General features: G+C 63.2%; 18 protein-coding genes. 16 read left to right on the plus strand and 2 right to left on the minus strand.

Annotated features, from left to right (window positions below):
• Positions 1–132: 132 nt before the first annotated feature.
• From rfaD to murJ, 8 genes are all read left to right on the plus strand, one after another.
• Positions 133–1,113: an ADP-glyceromanno-heptose 6-epimerase gene (gene rfaD, locus BMY71_RS15390; protein WP_092684865.1), complete on the plus strand. Its 981-nt coding sequence runs from the start codon at positions 133–135 to the stop codon at positions 1,111–1,113.
• A gap of 25 nt (positions 1,114–1,138) precedes the next feature.
• Positions 1,139–2,611, plus strand: coding sequence for a D-glycero-beta-D-manno-heptose-7-phosphate kinase (rfaE1, locus tag BMY71_RS15395; protein ID WP_092684867.1), 1,473 nt, complete (start codon positions 1,139–1,141; stop codon positions 2,609–2,611).
• A gap of 124 nt (positions 2,612–2,735) precedes the next feature.
• Complete coding sequence (locus BMY71_RS15400) at positions 2,736–4,652, plus strand: SDR family NAD(P)-dependent oxidoreductase (RefSeq protein WP_092684869.1); 1,917 nt, start codon at positions 2,736–2,738, stop codon at positions 4,650–4,652.
• A 144-nt stretch (positions 4,653–4,796) separates the two neighbouring features.
• On the plus strand, positions 4,797–5,774 hold the full coding sequence (locus tag BMY71_RS15405) for an SDR family NAD(P)-dependent oxidoreductase (protein ID WP_092684871.1): 978 nt from the start codon (positions 4,797–4,799) through the stop codon (positions 5,772–5,774).
• Positions 5,775–5,792: 18 nt separating this feature from the next.
• Positions 5,793–7,205 (plus strand): mannose-1-phosphate guanylyltransferase/mannose-6-phosphate isomerase, encoded by a 1,413-nt coding sequence (locus BMY71_RS15410; protein WP_092684873.1) that lies wholly within the window; start codon positions 5,793–5,795, stop codon positions 7,203–7,205.
• Positions 7,206–7,374: 169 nt separating this feature from the next.
• Complete coding sequence (locus BMY71_RS15415) at positions 7,375–8,373, plus strand: Gfo/Idh/MocA family protein (protein WP_092684875.1); 999 nt, start codon at positions 7,375–7,377, stop codon at positions 8,371–8,373.
• 69 nt (positions 8,374–8,442) lie between these two features.
• Positions 8,443–9,594, plus strand: a complete 1,152-nt coding sequence (locus tag BMY71_RS15420; RefSeq protein WP_011502041.1) for a DegT/DnrJ/EryC1/StrS family aminotransferase — start codon at positions 8,443–8,445, stop codon at positions 9,592–9,594.
• A gap of 59 nt (positions 9,595–9,653) precedes the next feature.
• Complete coding sequence (gene murJ / locus BMY71_RS15425; protein ID WP_092684877.1) at positions 9,654–11,183, plus strand: murein biosynthesis integral membrane protein MurJ; 1,530 nt, start codon at positions 9,654–9,656, stop codon at positions 11,181–11,183.
• 2 nt (positions 11,184–11,185) lie between these two features.
• Here murJ and BMY71_RS15430 read toward each other — a convergent pair whose 3' ends face one another.
• A complete protein-coding gene (locus tag BMY71_RS15430; RefSeq protein ID WP_092684879.1) occupies positions 11,186–12,994 on the minus strand; it encodes a carbamoyltransferase family protein in 1,809 nt (602 codons plus the stop codon).
• Positions 12,995–13,417: 423 nt separating this feature from the next.
• On the opposite strand from BMY71_RS15430, the gene BMY71_RS15435 reads away from it, so the two are divergent.
• The 4 genes from BMY71_RS15435 (at position 13,418) to BMY71_RS15450 (ending at position 17,969) form a co-directional block, all read left to right on the plus strand.
• Positions 13,418–13,711, plus strand: a complete 294-nt coding sequence (locus tag BMY71_RS15435) for a hypothetical protein (protein ID WP_011502044.1) — start codon at positions 13,418–13,420, stop codon at positions 13,709–13,711.
• Between the two features lie 267 nt (positions 13,712–13,978).
• Complete coding sequence (locus tag BMY71_RS15440; protein WP_092684881.1) at positions 13,979–16,285, plus strand: xanthine dehydrogenase family protein molybdopterin-binding subunit; 2,307 nt, start codon at positions 13,979–13,981, stop codon at positions 16,283–16,285.
• A gap of 203 nt (positions 16,286–16,488) precedes the next feature.
• Positions 16,489–16,938 (plus strand): c-type cytochrome, encoded by a 450-nt coding sequence (locus tag BMY71_RS15445; RefSeq protein WP_092684883.1) that lies wholly within the window; start codon positions 16,489–16,491, stop codon positions 16,936–16,938.
• A gap of 110 nt (positions 16,939–17,048) precedes the next feature.
• Positions 17,049–17,969, plus strand: coding sequence for a c-type cytochrome (locus BMY71_RS15450; protein ID WP_092684885.1), 921 nt, complete (start codon positions 17,049–17,051; stop codon positions 17,967–17,969).
• Between the two features lie 22 nt (positions 17,970–17,991).
• Here BMY71_RS15450 and BMY71_RS15455 read toward each other — a convergent pair whose 3' ends face one another.
• Positions 17,992–18,237, minus strand: a complete 246-nt coding sequence (locus BMY71_RS15455) for an Lrp/AsnC ligand binding domain-containing protein (RefSeq protein WP_041805211.1) — start codon at positions 18,235–18,237, stop codon at positions 17,992–17,994.
• Between the two features lie 149 nt (positions 18,238–18,386).
• Here BMY71_RS15455 and thiD point away from each other — a divergent pair, with 149 nt between their 5' ends.
• The 4 genes from thiD to BMY71_RS15475 all read left to right on the plus strand — a co-directional run bounded on the left by thiD (position 18,387) and on the right by BMY71_RS15475 (position 21,847).
• A complete protein-coding gene (gene thiD / locus BMY71_RS15460; protein ID WP_092684887.1) occupies positions 18,387–19,187 on the plus strand; it encodes a bifunctional hydroxymethylpyrimidine kinase/phosphomethylpyrimidine kinase in 801 nt (266 codons plus the stop codon).
• A 94-nt stretch (positions 19,188–19,281) separates the two neighbouring features.
• Entirely contained in the window at positions 19,282–19,938 is a 657-nt protein-coding gene (locus tag BMY71_RS15465) for a class I SAM-dependent methyltransferase (protein ID WP_011502050.1), read from the plus strand.
• Positions 19,939–19,991: 53 nt separating this feature from the next.
• Positions 19,992–20,789: a UDP-2,3-diacylglucosamine diphosphatase gene (locus BMY71_RS15470; protein WP_011502051.1), complete on the plus strand. Its 798-nt coding sequence runs from the start codon at positions 19,992–19,994 to the stop codon at positions 20,787–20,789.
• Complete coding sequence (locus tag BMY71_RS15475) at positions 20,789–21,847, plus strand: glycosyltransferase family 4 protein (protein WP_092684889.1); 1,059 nt, start codon at positions 20,789–20,791, stop codon at positions 21,845–21,847. The genes BMY71_RS15470 and BMY71_RS15475 overlap by 1 nt, the downstream gene beginning before the upstream one ends.
• Positions 21,848–21,870 lie beyond the last annotated feature (23 nt).

Genomic DNA, 21,870 nt, shown 5'->3' on the forward strand with positions numbered 1-21,870 from the left:
CGCTTGCGTCGCCCCGCGTCCAGCCGGATTTCTGCGGCATGCAGGTTCCGATTTCGCCGAAAGTCAGAGTTCGAGTTGCCTGCCCGGGCGGAGTGGGGCAAAGGTGGCCGCTCAAATCAAGGCGGGGGACACATGCTGCTGGTAACCGGAGGCGCCGGTTTTATCGGATCGAACATCGTGGCCGCGCTGAACGACGCCGGCCGCAGCGACATCGCCGTGAGCGATGTCCTGGGTCATGACGGCAAGTGGAAGAACCTCGCCAAGCGTCAGCTTGCCGATGTCGTGCCGCCAGCCGAACTGGCCGACTGGCTGAAAGGCCGCAGGCTCGAGGCGGTGTTCCACATGGGCGCGATCTCGGAGACGACCGCGAGTGATGGCGATTTGGTGATTGACACCAACTTCCGGTTGTCATTGCGACTGCTCGACTGGTGTACCGAGAACCGGGTACCGTTCATCTACGCATCTTCGGCCGCGACGTATGGCGACGGCGCGCAAGGCTTCAGCGATGATGCCTCGCTTGCCGCCTTGAAGCAGTTGCGGCCGATGAATCTCTACGGCTGGAGCAAACACCTGTTCGATCAGGTGGTCGCGGAGCGCGCCGCGCGCGGCGACCGGCTGCCGCCGCAATGGGCGGGGCTCAAGTTTTTCAACGTTTTCGGCCCCAATGAATACCACAAGGGCACGATGGCGAGCGTGCTGGCGCGGCGTTTCGACGACATCAAGGCCGGGCGCGTGGTGCAGCTGTTCAAGTCGCATCGCGACGGCATTGCCGACGGCGACCAGCGCCGCGATTTCATCTATGTCGACGATGTCGTTCGGGTCATGTTGTGGTTGTTCGCGACGCCGTCGGTGAGCGGCCTGTTCAATGTCGGCACCAGCCATGCCCGCAGTTTCCGCGACCTGATCCTTGCGGCCTATTCGGCGCTCGGAACCCCACCGCATATCGAGTACATCGACATGCCGGAACAGATTCGCGGCAGCTATCAGTATTTCACCGAGAGCGAAGGCGACCGGTTGCGTGCCGCAGGCTATAATGGCGGCTTCACGCCGCTCGAAGATGCGGTCGCTTCCTATGTCAGGGGCTACCTTGACGGTAACGATCGCTTCCGCTGATCGCGCTCCAACTGCGTCGAGTTTGATGTCCAGATTTGACACCCTGCTGCAATCGATTGCCCGCACGACGGTGCTGTGCGTCGGCGATCTGATGCTCGACGAGTTCGTCTATGGCGAGGTGTCGCGGATCTCACCGGAGGCGCCCACGCCGGTGATCGCAGTCCAGCGCAGCGAGATCAATGTCGGCGGCGCCGGCAACGTGGCGCGTAACATCGCGGCGATCGGCGCGCGATGCATTTTTGTCGGACTGATCGGTGGCGACGAGGCGGGCCGGACGCTGAGCGCCGAGATTGCCCGGGAATCCCGGATCGAGCCGCTGCTGGTGTGCGATCCGGCACGGCCGACCACCCGCAAGGTGCGGTTTGTGTCCGAACATTTCTCCACCCACATGCTGCGTGCCGATTGGGAGACCGCGTCGGCCGCATCCAGCGAGATCGAACAGCGCCTGCTCGACGCCATCCTGCCGCAACTTCAACGCGCCGACATCGTCCTGCTGTCCGACTATGCCAAGGGGGTGCTGACGGAGCGGGTCATCGCAAGTGTGATCGAAGCCGCACGAAAACTCGGCAAGCGGGTGATTGTCGACCCCAAGAGCGCCAACTTCGCGATCTATCGCGGCGCGACGTTGCTGACGCCCAACCGTAAGGAATTCGTGTCCGCGACACGTAGCGCCGCGGAGACTGTCGATGACATCGCAGCGGCGGCGCAGGACGCGATGGCGCTCGCCGATTGCGAGGCGATGCTAGTGACGCAGAGCGAGCACGGCATGACGCTGGTGCCCCGCGTCGGCGAGCCGATCCATGTGCCGGCGATGCCGGTGAAGGTGCGTGACGTCTCCGGCGCAGGCGACACCGTTGCTGCCGTGCTGGCGGTTGTGCTTGCCGCCGGCGCCGACTGGGCGACCGCGATGCGGGCCGCGAGCGCCGCGGCCGCCGTCGCGGTCAGCAAGAATGGCACCGCGGTGGTGACGCCGGCGGAGTTGCGGCGAAAGATCCTGCCGCATGCCTCGCTCGCCGCGGAGGAGAAAATCATCGGCAGCGAAGCCGAGCTCGACCTTCGCCTCGCCGAATGGCGGCGCGAAGGGCTGCGCGTCGGCTTCACCAACGGCTGCTTCGACATCCTGCATCCCGGCCACGTCAAGGTCCTGACCGCGGCCCGCGGCGCCTGCGACCGGCTGATCGTCGGCCTCAACAGCGACGCCTCGGTGCGCCGACTGAAGGGCGAGAGCCGTCCGGTCCAGAACGAGCGGGCGCGCGCCGAAGTGCTGGCCGCGCTCGAAGCGGTCGATCTGGTGGCGATCTTCGGGGAGGACACCCCTCTGAAGCTGATTAAGCGGATCGTGCCGAGCGTGCTGGTCAAGGGCGGCGACTACACGCGCGAGCAGGTGGTGGGCCACGAGATCGTCGCGGCCAGAGGCGGTGAGGTGCTGCTGGTCGACGTGCTGCCGGGGTTCAGCACGACCTCGCTCGTCGAGAAAGCGCGGGAGGGGACCACATGAGGCGGTCCCTGGAATCGGAATCCGTCTATCGGTTGCGATCGCACAGGAATATGGCAATCGTAATGGGAATGAGATATCAGCGCGTTGTGATTAGAGAAATTCCAGATTTTCAAGTTGCGGGCGAATGGTAATGCGTTTTTTTTCAAAGATGCGATCGCGAAACTACCTCATCATTTTGCACGATGTGATTGCGACGGCGTGCGCGATTCTGACGAGTTTCTATCTTCGCTTCGACGGTGAAGATCTGTCTGCTCGCCTCCCGCTACTTTGGACGTTGATGCCGGGCTTTCTGCTGCTGAGCGTCTTCGTATTCTATGTCTTCAGGTTGACGACGTCGAAATGGCGGTTTGTTTCGCTTCCCGACGGCATCAATATTCTTCGTGCAGCAACCGTCCTCACCGTAGTTCTTGTCATCACCGATTACATTTTCCTGGCGCCCGACGCTTACGGAACCTTCTTCCTGGGTCGGATCACCATCGTTCTGTACTGGTTCCTCGAAGTCGCCTTTCTGAGTGCGCCGCGATTTGCTTACCGTTACTTCCGCTACACACGAACACGCAATCAGGCTAAGGCGATCAATGCCGCTCCCACGGTTCTGATCGGCCGCGCAGCCGATGCCGAGATTTTGATTCGGGGAATCGAGAGTGGCGCCGTCAAGCAGCTTTGGCCGGTGGGGATTTTATCGCCTTCGGCCGCTGACCGCGGCCAGCTCGTTCGAAATATTCCTGTCCTCGGAGGGATTGGCGACCTTCAGGATGTCGTCGCGGACTACGCGAGACGTGGAAAGCCGATCGAGCGCGTGGTAATGACGCCGTCCGCCTTCGAGCCTGACGCCCATGCGGAATCGATTTTGGTCCGCGCACGAAAACTCGGCCTGTTGGTCAGCCGGTTGCCGTCACTTGAAGAAAGCCGCGACGTGCCCCGGCTGGCGGCCGTTGCGGTCGAAGATTTGCTGCTCAGGCCGACCGAGAAGATCGACTACGGCCGTCTGGAGGCCCTGGTGAAGGGCAAGGCGGTGATCGTGACCGGAGGCGGCGGCTCGATTGGCGCTGAAATCTGCGCCCGAGTCGCAACCTTCGGCGCCGCAAGATTGCTGGTGATCGAGAATTCCGAACCGGCGCTCTACGCGGTCGTCGAAACGCTCTCGGCGACTCCGGTTCAGATCCGCGTCGAAGGTCGCATCGCGGATATTCGGGATCGCGAGCGTATCCTCGGCTTGATGAACGAGTTCAAGCCGGATCTGGTGTTCCATGCCGCCGCGCTGAAGCACGTTCCAATTCTGGAGCGCGACTGGAGCGAGGCCGTCAAGACCAACATTTTCGGATCCATCAACGTTGCAGACGCGGCCTTGGCCGCGGGTGCGGAAGCGATGGTGATGATCTCGACCGACAAGGCCATCGAGCCGGTGTCGATGCTGGGGCTCACCAAGCGTTTCGCGGAGATGTATTGTCAGGCGCTCGATCGCGAACTCTCGGACAAGGGCGCAGGAAAGACGCCGATGCGGCTGATTTCCGTGCGATTTGGTAATGTGCTGGCTTCGAATGGCTCCGTCGTGCCGAAGTTCAAGGCTCAGATTGAAGCGGGCGGCCCTGTGACTGTCACCCATCCGGATATGGTGCGGTACTTCATGACGATCCGTGAGGCATGTGATCTGGTCATCACGGCGGCCACGCATGCTCTGACGTCTGCATGTTCCGACGTGTCGGTTTACGTGCTCAACATGGGGCAGCCGGTACGGATCGTCGAACTGGCCGAGCGCATGATCAAATTGTCGGGCCTTGAACCCGGGCACGATATCGAGATCGTCTATACGGGCGTGCGCCCAGGTGAGCGCCTGAATGAAATCCTGTTCGCGCATCAGGAGCCGACGATTGAAATCGGGATCGCGGGGGTGATGGCGGCGAAACCCAACGAGCCAAGAATGCAGACATTGAGAGACTGGATCATCTCGCTCGATGAGGCCATCGCAACCAATGACCATGCAAGAGTTCAACTGGTGCTGAAAGATGCGGTTCCGGAGTTCGGCGTCAGCATGGCGTGACGTGTTGGTGGTGATGTCCGCGATGCGCGGTCTCTGGCGCCGCTGATGTCGCACCTCTGTCGTCAAACGTGATGGCTGCCGCCTCCGTCCGCAGAGGCGCGCAGCGAGGTTCGAACGGGTTGCCTGCTTGTATTTGGGGGGGAGATGCCGAAAAGCGCGGTTCTGGTCACGGGAGCGGCTGGCTTCATCGGGTATCACCTATCCCGCGAGCTTCTGGAGGCCGGCTACGATGTCGTTGGACTGGACAACGTCAACGATTATTACGATCCGGCGTTGAAATCCGCGCGTCTGGACCTGCTGCGGGACAATCCCAGGTTCGATTTCGTGAAGCTGGATCTGAAGGATCGTTCGGCGACCGATGCGGTGTTCGCTAAGGGACGCTTCCCGGTCGTCTTTCATCTCGCCGCCCAGGCCGGCGTTCGGTATTCGATCAGCAATCCGCATGCTTATGCCGATTCCAACCTCGGGGCCTTCGTCAATGTCCTGGAAGGCTGTCGGCACAATGGATGTCGTCATCTCGTTTATGCTTCGTCGTCCTCCGTTTACGGCGCGAACGCCAAGCTGCCTTTCTCCGTCGGTGACCGGACCGACCATCCGATCAGCCTGTACGCCGCGACCAAGAAATCCAATGAGTTGATGGCGCATTCCTACAGCCATCTGTTCGGATTGCGGACGACCGGTTTGAGGTTCTTCACGGTGTACGGCCCCTGGTATCGACCTGACATGGCGATCTTCCTGTTCGCCAAGGCGATATCGTCCGGCGCGCCGATACGGCTGTTCAACCATGGCCGAATGCGGCGTGATTTCACCCACATTTCCGACGTCATGCGTGTGATGCGTCGCCTGTTGGACGTCCCCGAAAACGCAGGCGATCCGACCGCGCGCGTCTATAATGTCGGCAATCATCGACCCGAAGAGTTGATGCGTGTCGTCGATCTTCTGGAGGCCGAATTCGGACGCAAGGCGGAGAAGGAGTTGCTGCCGATGCAACCGGGTGACGTGCCGGAGACCTTCGCCGACATCGACGACCTCAAGCGCGATTTCGGTTTCAGTCCAGAAACGCGGATCGAGGATGGTATTCGCGATTTTGCGTCATGGTATCGAAGCTACTATGGCGTCTGAAAAACGGATTGGCATTCAATGGACAAGAAAATCGTTCCTGTGATCATGTGTGGTGGAGCGGGGACGCGACTCTGGCCGGCCTCACGTGAGGCGCGTCCAAAGCAGTTCTTGCAGCTGTTCGGTCCACGATCGACGTTTCAAGACACACTGCTGCGGGTCGCGGATTCGACGCTGTTTGCGCGCCCGATCATCATCACCAACACCACCTATCGCTTCATCGTCAAGGAGCAACTCGACGAGATCGGGATCGCTGCCGACATCCTGCTTGAGCCTCTCCGCAGAGACTCCGGTCCGGCGATCGCAGCTGGCGCCGCTTTTGCGCGAGCGGTGAATAGCAACGCCGTGCTGCTCGCACTGGCGTCTGATCATGTCGTGCGCGACAACGAGGCGTTCGTCGAGGCCTGCCTGAAAGGCAGGGACGCCGCGCAATCGGGATACATCGTCACATTCGGAATCAGACCGGAACGTGCGGCGACCGAGTACGGTTACATTCGCGCAGGGGACAAGATTTCGTCCGATGTTTTCAAGGTCGAGACATTCGTCGAGAAGCCGGACGAGACAACAGCGAACGAGTACGTTCGGGCCGGCTATTTGTGGAATAGCGGCAATTTCATGTTCGGCGCAGCAATGCTGCTCGATGAGTATCGAAAGACCGATTCAGTCAGCGTCGAAACGATCGAGGAGGCCGTTGCACATGCTGGATCGGACCTCGGGTTCGTCACATTACAACCGGAAGCCTTCGCTGCAGCCGTGCCGATTTCGATCGACTATGCGGTGATGGAAAAGACCGCCCGTGCGGCCGTCGTGCCCGTGTCCTGCGGGTGGTCCGATGTCGGCTCGTGGCATGCGGTTTGGGAACTGTCCGACAAGGACGAGCACGGCAACGCCGCCCGGGGCGCGGTCGTCTTCGAGAATTCCCACAACTGCAATGTCGCGACAGATGCCGCGCTGGTTGCGCTCGAAGGCGTCGACGACCTCGTCGTGGTCGCAAGTCAGGATGCCGTACTGGTTTCGAGCCAACGCGATCCTGCCGGTTTGAAGCGCCTGGTGGCGAAGCTGAAGGCGATAGCGCCGGAGGTCACTGACCATCATCTGCATGTGCTGCGACCATGGGGAAGTTACCAGTCGCTCGACACCGGCGAACGCCATCAGGTCAAGCGGATCGAGGTCAAGCCCGGCGGACGCTTGTCGCTGCAGAAGCATCACCACCGGTCGGAACACTGGATCGTCGTTAGGGGCGTGGCTCTTGTCACCGTAAACGATGATGTCAAAATGATTCACGAGAACGAATCAACCTACATTCCCATGGGGGCAACCCATCGGTTGGAAAACCCCGGCAAGATTCCCCTCGAACTGATCGAGGTGCAAACGGGTAGCTATCTCGGGGAGGATGATATCATCCGGATCTCCGACGAATACAGTCGACAATGAGCCGGTCGGCAGCGCCTGTCCAAGCGGCGCTTGCGTAGTTTCGTCAGCGTCGCGTTGGAACTCTGTAATCTTTTGAATCAAAACGTGTTTGGGCAATTTCCCCTGCGCATCGCCACATCTGTGGCGGCGTGCTAGGAAGCCGCATCGCCAATGTCCGAGGCATCACGCAATGACTTCACCTTCTGATCCGGCCACGAAACCCCTGCTCAGGATCGGCGTTATCGGCGCCGGCGTGATGGGAACCAATCATGGGCGGGTTCTGGCCGGTTTGCCGGGGGTGTCGCTGGTCGGCGTCGTCGATCCGCTGGAAGAGCACCGCAGTCGCGCGGTCGAGCTGATCGGTTGCCGCACCTTCGCGACGGTGGACGAATTGCTGCTGGCCGGCGTCGATGCGGTGACGATCGCGGCCCCCACGCATCTGCATCATGACATCGCGCTCACCTGCATCGGTCGCGGCGTCCATACGATGGTGGAAAAGCCGATCGCCTCCACCGTCGCGGAGGGGCGCGACATCGTCGCCGCTGCACGCCGCGCCGGGGTGACGCTGATGGTGGGCCATGTCGAGCGTTTCAATCCCGCCGTCGCCGCGATCAAGCAGGCCATTCGCAACGAGGACATTCTGTCGATCGGCATCACCCGGGTCGGACCGTTCCCGCCGCGAATGTCGAATGTCGGCGTCGTCATCGATCTCGCGGTGCACGACATCGATCTGATTCGCTGGTTCACCGAATCCGAGATCGTCGAAGTGCAGCCGCAGCTCTCGAGCGCGGTCGCCGAGCGCGAGGACATCGCGCTGCTGCAATTCCGCACCGCGTCGGGCGTGCTCGCCCACATCAACACCAACTGGCTGACGCCGTTCAAGGCGCGCAACGTCACGGTCGCGACCCGCGGCAAGTACGTGATGGGCGATCTGCTCACCCGTCAGGTCACAGAGTGCTTCGGCTTCAAGGCCGACGGCAGCTATTCGATGCGGCATCTGCCGGTCGGACACGACGAGCCGCTCCGCGCCGAACTGATCGCCTTCATCAGCGCCGTCCGTTCGAACGGCGTTCCCGCCGTCACCGGCGAGGAGGGCGTCGCCAGCCTCGAGATCGCCATCCAGTGTCTGGAGCAGCCACCCAAGGCCGCCGCCGTTCGGCACACGCAGCCGCTGCGCGCCGCAGGTTAAGCGCACCAGTCCGTCTGCTCGCGCGCCGCCCCGGCGCATTATCGTTCTCACCGATCCCAGCCAGGTCTCATGAATCAGCATCTCCGAACCGAACCGGTCCCGTTCATCGATGTCGAGGCGCAGCGCCGCCGACTTGGCGGTTTGCTCGATGAAGCGATCGGACGCGTGTTGACGCACTGCAATTTCATCAACGGTCCCGAAGTCACCCGCCTTGAGGCGGATCTTGCAGCCTTCAGCGGCGCGCGCCACGTGATTGTTTGCGCGAGCGGCACGGATGCGCTTTTGATGGTATTGATGGCCAAGGGCATCGGTCCGGGCGACGCCGTCCTGTGCCCCTCCTTCACGTTCTGCGCAACCGGCGAGGTTGTGGTGCTGACGGGCGCCACGCCGGTTTTTGTCGATGTCGATGAAAGTACCTTCAACATCGACATTGCCTCGCTGAAACGCGGCATCGACACGGCGCGCAAGCTCGGCCTGAAGCCGCGGGCGGTGATTCCGGTCGACATGTTCGGGCAGGCCCTCAATCATGACGCGATCGCGGCGGTGGCCGCCGACGAGGATCTGTTCGTGCTCGATGACGCCGCCCAAGGGTTCGGCGCCAGCTTTAACGGCAGGAAGATCGGCACCTTTGGTCTCGCCACCGCGACCAGCTTCTTTCCCGCCAAGCCGCTCGGCTGCTTCGGCGACGGCGGTGCGATCTTCACCGACGATGCCGAGCTGGCCGAGGTGCTGCGCAGCATACGGGTCCATGGTCAGGGCAGCGAAAAATACGACAACGTCCGGATCGGGCTGACAGCGCGCCTCGACACCATGCAGGCCGCGATTCTGATCGAAAAGCTGAAGATCTTCGACGATGAGATCGTTGCCCGGAACAAGGCCGCGGAGCGTTATTCCCGCGCGCTCGGCAATCTCGTCACCGTGCCGCGGCTGGCGGAGGGCTGCACCTCGGTGTGGGCGCAATATACCATCCGTTTGCCGCAGGGCGTCGATCGGAACGACTTTGCCGCCACGCTGAAGGCGCAGGGCATTCCGACCGCGATCTATTATCCGAAGTCGATGCACCAGCAGACCGCCTATCGTGGCTTTCCGGTGGCCGAGGGCGGGCTGCCGGCGTCCGAGCGGCTGTCGCGCGACGTCATCAGCCTGCCGATGCACGCCTATCTGGACGAGGCGACCCAGGATCGGGTGATCGCGGCGGTGCGCAGCGCGCTCGGGGCCTGATTTCGGCTCTGCCTGATTTCGCCGTTTTGCCCGCCCGCATCATGATGTAAAGCGGGCGGATGCTCAGGCGTATTTTCACCGTCGGCGGCTTTACCCTGCTGTCGCGTTTGACCGGCTTCGCCCGCGACATCCTGCTCGCGGCGATTCTCGGTGCGGGCCCGATCGCCGATGCGTTCTTCGTGGCGCTGCGGTTGCCCAACCATTTCCGCGCGATTTTCGCCGAAGGCGCGTTCAACGCCGCCTTCGTGCCGGCCTATGCCCATGTCCATGGCGAGCGCGGCGAGGCATCGGCGCGGCTGTTTGCCAGCCGCATCTTCACGCTGCTGTTCGCGTCCCAGCTGGTGCTGCTGGCGGCGGCGCTGCTGTTCATGCCGCAGATGATGAGCATCCTGGCGCCGGGCTTCACTGATGATCCGGCGCAGCGGTCGCTGGCGATCGAACTGACGCGGATCACCTTTCCGTATCTGCTGCTGATCACGCTGGTGACGCTGTATGGCGGCATCCTCAACGTGATGCAGCGCTTTGCCAGCGCAGCGGCGGCGTCGATCTTTCTCAATATTTCGATGATGGCGACGCTGGCGCTGGCCGCGTTCTTCCCGACCGCCGGACATGCGGCGGCGTGGGGTGTGCTGATCTCGGGTTTCCTGCAGTACTTCTTGCTCGCCGGTGATCTGTCGCTGCATGGCGGGCTGCCACGCTTCGCCAGGCCGAAGCTCGATGAAGACGCGCGCGCCTTCTTCCGCGCGCTGGGACCTGCGACGCTGGGTTCGATGGGCACCCAACTTGCGCTATTTGCCGACACCATCATCGCGACCTTTTTGGCCGCCGGCGCGCTGTCGGCTTTGTACTACGCCGATCGCCTCAACCAGTTGCCGATCGGCGTGATCGGCATCGCCATCGGCACCGTGCTGCTGCCGGAAATGTCGCGGCAGCTCGCTGCCGGCGACGATGCCGGCGCAAAAAAGTCGCAGCGGCGGGCGTTCGAATTCACGCTGCTCTTCTCGGCGCCGTTCGTCGCGGCGTTCCTGACGGTCCCGGACGTCATCATGCGGGCGATGTTCGCGCGCGGCGCGTTCACCCGCGCCGACGCGATCGCGGCCGGGGCGACGCTCGCGGCCTACGCGATCGCGCTGATTCCGTTCGTGCTGATCCGCAGCGCGGTGGCGCCGTTCTACGCCCGCAAGGACACCGCGACGCCGGTGAAGGCGGCGTTGACCGGCGTTGCCGCCAATGTCGTGCTGAAAGTGCTGCTGATGGGACCGCTGGCGCAGGTCGGCCTGGCGCTCGCGACCGCCGCCGGCGCCTGGATCAATCTGCTGCTGGTGATCGGCTTCTCGGTGCGCGCCGGATATCTCGAGTTCGACCGCGCGCTCACCAGCGCGATCATCAAGTTTCTTGCGACCGGCGTGGTGCTCGGGGCGGCATTGTGGGCGACCAACGGGTTGGCCGCGCCCTATCTCGCACAACTGCCGACGCTGCGCGACGAAGCCGCGCTGCTGTTGCTGATCGTCGTCGGCGCCGTCATCTACGGCGCCGCGGTCCTGATGTTGTTCGGGCCGCGCTGGATCAAGACGCTGCTGCGGGGCTGAGCTCAGCCCGCGCGGGTGGCCGATCGCACCAGATTGCTGACGTCGGAATAGACCTCGAGCACCGGGTTGATGAAGCGGTGCGCCTTGTTCTTCGACACGATGGTATCGTGCATCACCAGATGGTCGATGCCGGTGGTGAGGAAGCAGGCCATCGCGTCGCGCGGCGTCTCGACGATCGGCTCGCCCTTGATGTTGAACGAAGTGTTCACAAGCACCGGCACGCCGGTGAGGGCCTCGAACTCCTTCAGGATGTAATAGAGGTCCGGTGCGGTCTCTTCGTCCACCGTTTGCACACGCGCGGTGCCGTCGACGTGGACCACAGCGGGAATCTTGTCACGCCACGCCGCGGCCACCGGCTTCGCCATCAGCATGAATGGCGAGTCGCCTGTGCCTTCGAAAATCTCGTCGGCGCGTTCTTTCAGCACGATCGGCGCAAAGGGGCGGAACGGCTGGCGATGCTTCACACGACTGTTGAGAATGTCCTTCATCTCCGCCTTGCGCGGGTCGGCGAGCAAGCTGCGATGGCCGAGTGCGCGGGGGCCGAACTCGGAAGAGCCCTGGAACCACCCGATCACCTTCTGGTCTGCGAGCAGCTTGGCGGTTTCCTTGTAGACGCTGTTGCTGCGGATTATGTTGATCTGCGGCTTGACGAAGAACCGCTTGGTCGCTGCCTCGACCTCGCCCTCGGTGTAGGCCCGGCCGATGAAGGCGTGCTTCATCTCGAATGAGCGCTGCTTCTGCTGGACTGCGAGATGGCCGTAGTAAGCACAGCCGATCGCGATACCGTCGTCGCCGGCGGCCGGCTGGATCCAGACGTTTTCGAAGCCGCTCTCGCGCGCGATCCGGCCGTTGGCGACGCAGTTCAGCGCCACGCCGCCTGCGATGCAGAGATTCTTCGCGCCGGTGGTCTCGCGCAGCCAGCGCGCCCGCTCCAGCAGAACGCGCTCGGTGTCGTCCTGGGCCTGCCAGGCGATGTCCTCCCAATGCCGCATCGACGGGTGGCTCTCCCACTTGCCGGGCGAGTCCATGATGTAGGGCTGGTTCAATTCGGGCGTCCAATGCGGCACCGTCAGAACATTGTTCTCGATCTGCAGCATCGGTTTCACGGCGCCGGGGCGGCCGTAGGGCGCGAGACCCATCAGCTCGCCGCATTTGTTCCAGTCGCCGAATACATAGGTCGAGGCGCGGCTGTAATACGCGCCGAGCCCGGGCATGTTGTAGAACTCGTCGCTGAGGAAACCGCGCACCGGTTCCATCCAGATTTTCTTGAGGCACTCGAGCTTGCTGCCGCTGAACTTGTAGTAGCTCTCGGATTCGCGTGCGAGCGGGCTGGCTTCGTCGCCGGGAAAGCTCTCGTCGACGTCGGAGCGATAGCTGCCGACGCCATCGACGACCATCACCACGCCTTCATCGAATGGCGACACCGCGAACGCGCTGTAGGCATGCGCGAGGTGATGCGAGATCGTCATCACCTTATTGGAATTGGTGCGGAACAGCGCATGGGTGCCGGCGTCGCCGCGCTCATATTCGGGCAGGAAGGCCGGCATGTCCTGATAGATCAGCCGGTCCTCCATTTCCTGCACCGGCAGGATGTAGCAATTGCGCACCACCAGATCGACATCGGCCATCGTGATGCCTTCGGCATTCAGGCAATAGTCGATGACCTCCTTGTAGAAGCCGCTGGCGTGCTTCTCGCGGGTAATGCGTTCCTTCGCGATACCGAAGGCGATCTCGCCATCGCGCAACAGGACGGCGCTGACGTCGTGATCGTAGGTGTTGAGGCCGAGGATGTAGGTGTGTTGATTTGACATTGACCACTTTTCTGAAGGCCCGGCGGCCGCGGATATCGCAACCGGCACTTTTTACCCTGAAGTCGATCCGCACGAGGCTGCGGTTCAGTGAATTTGCAGGATATCAGTATAGTGTGTCGCCTGCGCTTGAACACGACTTTGGATGCGATGCTCATTGCCTCTGCGGTCTTGCGTTTTGAACTTTGAAATGCCGCATTGCACAAGGAAACTTATCGCCGTTGAAACTGTTTCGCACGCGTATCGTTTGGTGTTTCAGTTTTCGACGCAACTTGACCCAAACCGGCGCTTGCTCTTAAGCTCATTTGTTGAGACGGCAAAGATCGGTTTGAATCGACCGGCATTTTTGAACCTTCAGGACTTGCGTGCCCACCAATACGGGCGAAGTTCTGGTCAAATGCTCAAACGATCGGAGAAAGACGTAAGATGGCTCAAAGTGTTTCGAAGGCCCGGAAAGGTTTGCTGGCGCGAGTGATCGCGGCTGCAGCGTTGACCGGCATTTATTGCCTCAGCCTGGTGGGCACCTCGGCGGTGTTCCTCACAGCCTCTACCACCAAGGCGGACGCCCAGCGTGGCCGCGGGCGTGGCGGCGGACGCGGGCGAGGCGGCGGTTTTTATCGCGGCGGACGTGGGCGTGGGTACTATCGTGGTCGTGGGCGCGGCTACTATGGCGGCGGCTGCGTGTTCAATCCGGTCTACGGCCGGGTGGTCTGCTACTAACGCACCGCTCCGGGCGGTGACGCCGGAAGCTCTAACGAATCGAAAAGGTGCATCGGCAAGCCGGTGCACCTTTTTCTTGTCGACTACGTTGTCGTTTCTTGTCGACGACGTCGTCGACAACAGCTGTCATGTCGCCTTGCTGCCGCACCGCGGCCTTTCCGAGATTCGGTTCGTTTTGCGGCTGCTGGAAGCAGTGATCGAGCGACGTTGTTTGCGCGGAACGCCGATCCGCTGCATGATGGCGGAAAGAACCAGAGAGGGTGATCGATGGCTCCCACAAAGTTCGGCGTCGGCCAGAGCGTCCTGCGCAAGGAGGATGACCCCCTTATCCGCGGCAAGGGACGCTATACCGACGATTATGCGCCGCAATCCTCGGCGCACGCGCTGGTGCTGCGCTCGCCGCACGCGCACGCCAAATTCACGCTCGACGCGACGGCCGCGCGAAATCTGCGTGGGGTGCTCGCGATTTTGACGGCGGCCGACGTCCAGGATCTCGGTGGGCTGCCGTGCCTGTTCAACCTGCCGGACACTCCGTTCAAGGGCCCTGACTACGCGGTCCTCGCCAGCGGCGAGGTGCGGCATGTCGGCGATGCGGTAGCATTTGTGGTGGCGGACACGCTGGCGACGGCGCGCGACGCGCTGGAAGCGATCGTGGTGGAGTGGACGCCGCTACCGGCCGCGATCGGCGCGGCCGAGGCAGTCAAGCCGGGTGCGCCTCAGGTCTGGCCGGAATTCGCCGGCAACGTGCTGTTCGATACAGCGATCGGCGACAAGAGCGCCGCTGACGCGGCCTTCGCGAAGGCGCATGCGGTCGCCGAGATCAAAATCGTCAATCCGCGCATCGTCACCAACTACATGGAAACCCGCGCCGCGGTCTGCGAATACGACGCCAAGAAGGATCATCTGACCCTCACGGTCGGCAGCCAGGGCAGCCATCGCCTGCGCGATATCCTGTGCCAGAACGTGCTCAAGATCCCGGTCGAGAAGATGCGGGTGATCTGCCCTGATGTCGGCGGCGGCTTCGGCACCAAGCTTTTCCCGTATCGCGAATATGCGCTGCTCGCGGTGGCGGCGAAGAAGCTTGGCAAGACCATCCGATGGACCGCCGATCGCTCCGATCATTTCGTCGGCGACTCCCAGGGCCGCGACAACATCACGACGGCGCGGATGGCGCTTGCCGAGGATGGCAAGTTTCTCGGCATGGACGTCGATCTGATCGGCGATCTCGGCGCCTATCTGTCGACCTTCGGGCCGTACATCCCCTATGGCGGCGCTGGTATGCTGCCGGGTCTCTACGACATTCAGGCGTTTCACTGTCGCATTCGCACGGTGTTCACCCACACCGTGCCGGTCGATGCCTATCGCGGCGCGGGGCGGCCGGAGGCCGCCTATGTCATCGAGCGCCTGGTCGATGCCTGCGCGCGCAAGCTTGGGATTTCGCCGGATGCGATCCGGCGCAAGAACTTCATCGCGCCGCGCGCGATGCCCTACAAGACCGCGACCGGCAAGGTCTACGACTCCGGCGATTTCAACGCCCATCTGAAGCGGGCGATGGAGATCGGCGAGTGGAAGGAATTCCCGAAACGCGCCAAGGCGGCCAAGAAGCTGGGCCTGGTGCGCGGTATCGGGCTCGGCTGCTATGTCGAGGTCTGCGGCACGATGGGCGAGGAGACCGCCAAGGTTGTGCTCGATCCCGATGGCGACATCACCGTGCTGATCGGCAGCCAGTCGAGCGGGCAGGGCCACCAGACTGCCTACGCGCAGATCGTCGCCGAACAGTTCGGCGTGCCGCAGGAGCGCGTCCGCGTTGTTCAAGGCGACACCGACAGGATTGCGACCGGGCTCGGCACCGGCGGCTCGGCATCGATCCCCTCCGGTGGCGTCAGCGTGCAGCGCGCGACTCACCAGCTCGGTGAGCAGTTGCGCGAGACCGCCGCCGATGCTCTGGAAACCAGCGCCGCCGACCTGGAGATCAGCGACGGTATCATCCGCATCGCCGGCACCGACCGGTCGATCTCCTTCGCCGATCTCGCCAAGCGCCCCGGCGTCGACCCGTCGAAACTCAACGCCAGCGCGACCTTCTCCAGCGCCGACGGCACTTTCCCGAACGGCACCCATCTGGTCGAGATCGAGCTCGATCCCGCGACCGGTAAGATCGCGATCGTCAACTACGTCATCGTCGACGATTTCGGCGTGACGTTGAACCCGCTGTTGCTCGCGGGACAGGTCCATGGCGGCACCATCCAGGGGATCGGCCAGGCGCTGATGGAGCGGGCGGTGTATGATCCCGACGACGGCCAGCTCGTCACCGGCACCTTCATGGATTACGCATTGCCGCGCGCAGAAGATGCCGCGCCGATTATCTTCGAGACTCACAACGTGCCGTGCACGACCAATCCGATGGGCGTGAAGGGCGCGGGCGAGGCGGGCGCGATCGGCTCGTGCCCGGCGGTGGTCAATGCGATCGTCGATGCGCTGTGGCGCGAGTACAAGATCGATCACATCGACATGCCGGCGACGCCTGAACGCGTCTGGATGGCCATCCGCGAACACGAGCGCCAGCATCGGTTGTGAGTCGTTGACGATTACGTGATCGGCCGCGTCTCGCGGTACGATCATGCGCTAATTCTGCACGGTGCGATGAGACACCGCACCCGTAACGTCTTCGTCATATGCGCGATATGGAATAGTCCGATTGGATCGGGGTTTCCATGGTGCGGTTCGGGGCAGGCTGCCGAACCGCGCTTCGTTCGAATTGAGCCAGTGGGAGATGATTGATGTTGCGAACATTTGTAGTAGCCGGAGCCTTGTTGCTGAGCGTGAGCGCGGTGGTCGCGCAGCAGGATATCGTCGACAAAACCCAGAAGCTGATGAAAGACAACGGTCGCAACGCCATGCTGCTGGGCGCGATGGCGAAGGGCGACAAGCCTTACGATCAGGCCGCGGTCGATGCGGCGCTGAAGCAGTTCGACGAAACCGCGAAGGAGCTGCCGAAGCTGTTTCCGGCCAGCGTCAAGGGCCTGAAGGCGTTCGACAGCAAATACAGTTCGTCGCCGAAGATCTGGGACGAGCGCGCCAAGTTTGATGCCGAGATCGCGGATTTTGCCAAGGCCGTAAACGCAGCGCAGGGCAAGATCAAGGATGTCGACACGCTGAAAGCGTCATTCCAGCCGATCGGCAAGCAGTGCGGCAGCTGCCACGAAACCTTCCGTCTGAAGGACGGTTAGTCTCCGCAGGAAAGGCGGGCGCCGCACGCGTCCGCCTTTGACCTGTGCGCTGGGATCTGCCCCGAGAAGGCGGATTCGACGGGTGTTGCCTTCGCCAGTGAGGAGCGGCAGTGGCTCGAAGATTTGGTTTGGCGATCGTCGTGATCGCGTTCATCGTCGGCGGCGGGTTATGGGTCCTCACCACGCCGGCAACGATCGCCGCCAGTGCGCTGCCCTCGCGGACGCCCGACCTCGCCAATGGCAAGATCGCATTCGATGCAGGCGGCTGCGCCTCCTGCCACGCCACCCCAAATCAGAATGACCGCACCAGGCTCGGCGGCGGGTTGGCGATGCCGTCGCCGTTCGGCACGTTCCACGTGCCCAACATCTCGCCCGATCCGAACGACGGCATCGGCAAATGGAGCGAAGCGGATTTCGTCAGTGCGGTGATCAAGGGCACGTCGCCCGACGGCGCGCATCTGTATCCGGCGTTTCCTTATCCATCCTATGCGCATGCCCGGCTGGACGACGTCCGCGATCTGTTCGGCTACATCAAGACACTGCCGGCGGTGGCCGGGCAGGCGGCTCCGCACGAACTGCCGTTTCCGTTTAGCATTCGCCGCGCTGTCGGAGTTTGGAAGTTGCTGTTCTTGGACGACAAGACCTTCGCGCCGGACCCGACACAGACCGCGCAATGGAATCGCGGCGCCTATCTGGTCAACGGCTTCGGCCATTGCGCCGAATGCCATAGCCCCCGCAATGCCCTCGGCGGCATCGTGGCATCGCAGCGTTTCGCCGGCGGGCCTGATCCGGAAGGCAAGGGCTGGGTGCCGAATATCACCTCGAAGGGCCTGAAAGACTGGAGCGAGAAGGATATCGCCTATTTCCTCGAGACCGGTCAGACGCCCGAGGGCGACAGCGCCGGCGGCTCGATGGCCCGCGTGATCCGCAACACCTCGCAAATGAGCGCCGAGGATCGCAACGCGATGGCCGCCTATGTGAAGTCGCTGCCGCCGGTCGACGGGCCGTCGCGCCCGCCGCGCAAGAATTGAGACCCGGAACGGAGGCCGGGCGCTATTTCGGCCCGAACGCCTTGAAGGTGATGATGGTGTGGGTGTCCTTGATGCCTGGGATCACCTGCACCTTCTCGTTGACGAAGTGGCCTATGTCGGTGGCGCGGTCGACGTAGAATTTCACCAGCAGATCGTAGTCGCCCGCGGTCGAATAGATCTCCGACGCGATCTCGGCCTCGGCGATCGCATTGGCCACGGCATAGGACTTGCCGAGCTCGCATTTGAATTGAACGAAAAAGGGGACCATCGCTTGTCTCTCCGGGTCTTGCTTTGGCCCCATCAAGCCCAAAACCACCTGGCGTGGCAAGCTTGCGGCGACCTTGGCGGCACGCTACCACCGGTCCGAAAGCATGGGTTCGGCGCCGGCCGGCCTCAGATGACGACGACGAGCATGACATGGCTATTCCGATCGCGCTGACGATCGCCGGGTCCGATTCCAGCGGTGGCGCAGGGATCCAGGCCGACCTCAAATCGTTTGCCGCCAACGGCGTCTACGGCGCCTCGGTGATCACGGCGCTGACCGCGCAGAACACACTCGGCGTGAGCGCGATCCATTCGGTGCCGGCTGAGTTCGTCACCGCGCAGATCGATTCGGTGTTCAGCGATCTCGCGGTCGCCGCCGTCAAGATCGGGATGGTCTCGCAGCGGCCGGTGATCGAAGCCATCGTCGCCGGCCTCGACCGCTGGTCAGCCGCCAACGTCGTGCTCGACCCGGTGATGGTCGCGACCTCCGGCGATCGCCTGATCGCCGACGATTGCGTGGAAGCGCTGCGAACCATGCTGATCCCCCGCGCGCGGATCATCACTCCGAACCTGCCCGAGGCGGCCGCGCTGCTGGACGAAGCGGTGGCGACCGATCAGGCGGCGATCGAAAGCCAGGGCCGTCGGCTGCTGGCGCTCGGCTGCGGTGCAGTGGTGATCAAGGGCGGCCACGGCCACGGGCCGACGAGCACCGACTATTTGTTCAGCGAAGCCGGCACTTTGGTGCTGGTGGCGCCGCGGATCGACACCCGAAACACCCACGGCACCGGATGCTCGCTGTCCTCAGCGATCGCCGCGCAACTCGCCAAGGGCGAGGAACTGGCGACGGCGATCGGTCACGCCAAGGCTTGGGTCAGCGAGGCCATCGCCGCCGCCGACCGCCTCGAAGTCGGCAAAGGCCACGGCCCGATTCATCATTTCCACGCCTTCGACTAAGGCCGGAGGGACTGCGGGACGGGTTGTCGCAGCACCGTCGCACTCCGCTGCTAATCGGAAATCAATGATGATTTCCAGATTCGCGACGGACCCGATGACCCCCGACCTCGACAAATCCCTGGTTGAAACCGCCTACGCTCGCTGGGCGCCGATCTACGACGCAGTGTGCGGGCCGGTGATGGTCAAGGGGCGTCGCGCCGCGGCCGCCGAAGCGCGGGCGCAGGGCGGCAGGATCCTCGAAGTCGGCGTCGGAACCGGGCTTTCGTTCGATGATTACGATGCCTCGACGGAGATCATAGGTATCGACCTCAGCGCGCCGATGCTCGAGAAAGCCCGCGCCAAGATGTTGTCCGGCCGCTATCCGTGGGTGAAGGACGTACGCCAGATGGATGCGCACCACATGGACTTCGCCGACGCGAGTTTCGACTGCGTAGTGGCGCAGTTCGTGATCACGCTGGTCGCCAATCCCGAGCGCGTGCTGTCGGAGTGCCACCGCGTAGTGAAGCCCGGCGGTCGCATCATCCTGGTCAATCATCTTTACTCGGAAGTCGGCGTCGCCGCCGCAGTCGAGCGCTGGGCGGCGCAGAAGACGCGCGGACTGGGTCTGCGCCCTGAATTTCCGTTTGCGCGATTGCAGGCCTGGGCGCAGGCGAACAGCGACGCAATTCTGATCGAGCGGCGCAAGATCAAGCCGTTCGGCATCTACACGCTGGTGTGTTTCGAGCGAGCCGGCCCACCGCTGGCGGCGTGAAGCCACCGCATTGTCATTCGCTGCCGTGGCAGCCTGGCATGGGACATAGACCGATGAGCGACGACGGCCCGGAACGGCGTTTCCGTACGCTTTTCATTTCAGACGTTCATCTCGGCGCGCGGGGTTCGCAGACCCATCTGCTGTTGGATTTCCTGCGCGTCCATGACGCCGACACGATCTATCTGGTCGGTGACATCATCGACGGCTGGGCGCTCAAATCGAACTGGTACTGGCCGCAATCGCACAACGACTTCGCGCAGAAGCTGCTGCGCAAGGCGCGCAAGGGCGCGCGCGTCATCTACATTCCCGGCAATCACGACGAATTCCTGCGTTCCTACTACGGCACGCATTTCGGCGGCATCGAGGTCGCGGAAACCGCGATCCACACCGGCGCCGACGGCCGGCGCTATCTGGTCATCCACGGCGACATGTTCGACCTCGTCGTGCAGAACGCGCGCTGGCTCGCCCATGTCGGCGACAAGGCCTACGACCTCGCGATCCGGCTGAACCGCATGGTCAACGCGCTGCGGCGTTGGTTCGGCGTGCCGTATTGGTCGCTGTCGCAATGGGCCAAGCACAAGGTCAAGAATGCCGTGAACTACATCGGGGCGTTCGAGCAGACGCTGGCGCAGGAAGCCCGCCGCCACGGCACCGAGGGCGTGATCTGCGGCCACATCCACACCGCCGCGATCCGCGACGATCACGGTATTCGCTACATGAACTGCGGCGATTGGGTCGAAAGCTGCACGGCGCTGGCCGAGCACGAGGACGGCAGTTTCGAAATCATCACCTGGACCGATCCACTGAAGCGCAATCTGCCGGTGCCGACGGTCGCGGCGCGTGCCGCCTGATGCGCATCCTGATCGCCACTGACGCCTGGCATCCGCAGGTCAACGGCGTGGTGCGGACGCTGACCATGATGGCCGAGGCGGCGAAGTCGCTCGGCGCCGAAGTCACGTTCCTGACGCCCGAAACCTTTCCGACCATGCGACTTCCGAGTTACCCGGATCTGCGGATCGCGATCCCGAATCCGGCCAAGGTGGCGCGGATGATCATCGCGGCGCAGCCCGACTGTATCCACATCGCGACCGAAGGGCCTATTGGGCTGGCCGCGCGGCGCTACTGCCGCAAGCGCGGCCTGCGCTTCACCACCAGTTTTCACACCCGTTTCCCGGAATACGTCTCGGCGCGTATGCCGATTCCGGAATCCTGGGTCTGGGCCTTGCTTCGCCGGTTTCACGGCGCCAGCCACGCGGTGATGGCGGCGACGCCGGCGCTGGCCGATGAGCTGCGCGGACGGGGCTTCCGCAATGTGGTGCTGTGGCCGCGCGGGGTCGACGGCGAGCTGTTTCATCCCCGCGCGGGCGCCGATCTCGGCCTGCCGCGGCCGGTGTTCCTGTCGGTCGGACGCGTCGCGGTCGAGAAGAACCTCGAAGCGTTCGTCGGGCTCGATCTGCCCGGCACCAAGGTCGTGGTCGGGGACGGGCCGGCGCGGGCGGCGCTGCAGCGCGACTTCCCGCAGGCGGTGTTCCTCGGCGCCAAGCAGGGCGAGGCGCTGGCGCAGGTCTATGCTGCAGCGGATGTGTTCGTGTTTCCGAGCCTGACCGACACTTACGGGCTGGTGCTGCTCGAAGCGCTGGCGAGCGGCGTCCCGGTCGCCGCGTTCCCGGTGACCGGCCCGCGCGATGTGATCGGCGATGCGCCGGTCGGCGTGCTCAGCGACGACCTGCGACAGGCCTGCCTCGGGGCGCTTGGGATCTCGCGCGACGCCTGCCTCGGCTTTGCCGCGGACCACACCTGGACCGCGTCGGCGCGCGCTTTCATCGACAATGTCACCCGGGTCTGGATGATGGACCCCGGTCAAGTTCTCGCCGCGGATTCCGCAAAACCGCGGCGTCTGGTCGCCTGACCTCAAGCCAACGTGCGTTGCCG

It is taken from the genome of Rhodopseudomonas pseudopalustris (genome assembly GCF_900110435.1).
In the GTDB taxonomy this organism is placed as follows: domain Bacteria; phylum Pseudomonadota; class Alphaproteobacteria; order Rhizobiales; family Xanthobacteraceae; genus Rhodopseudomonas; species Rhodopseudomonas pseudopalustris.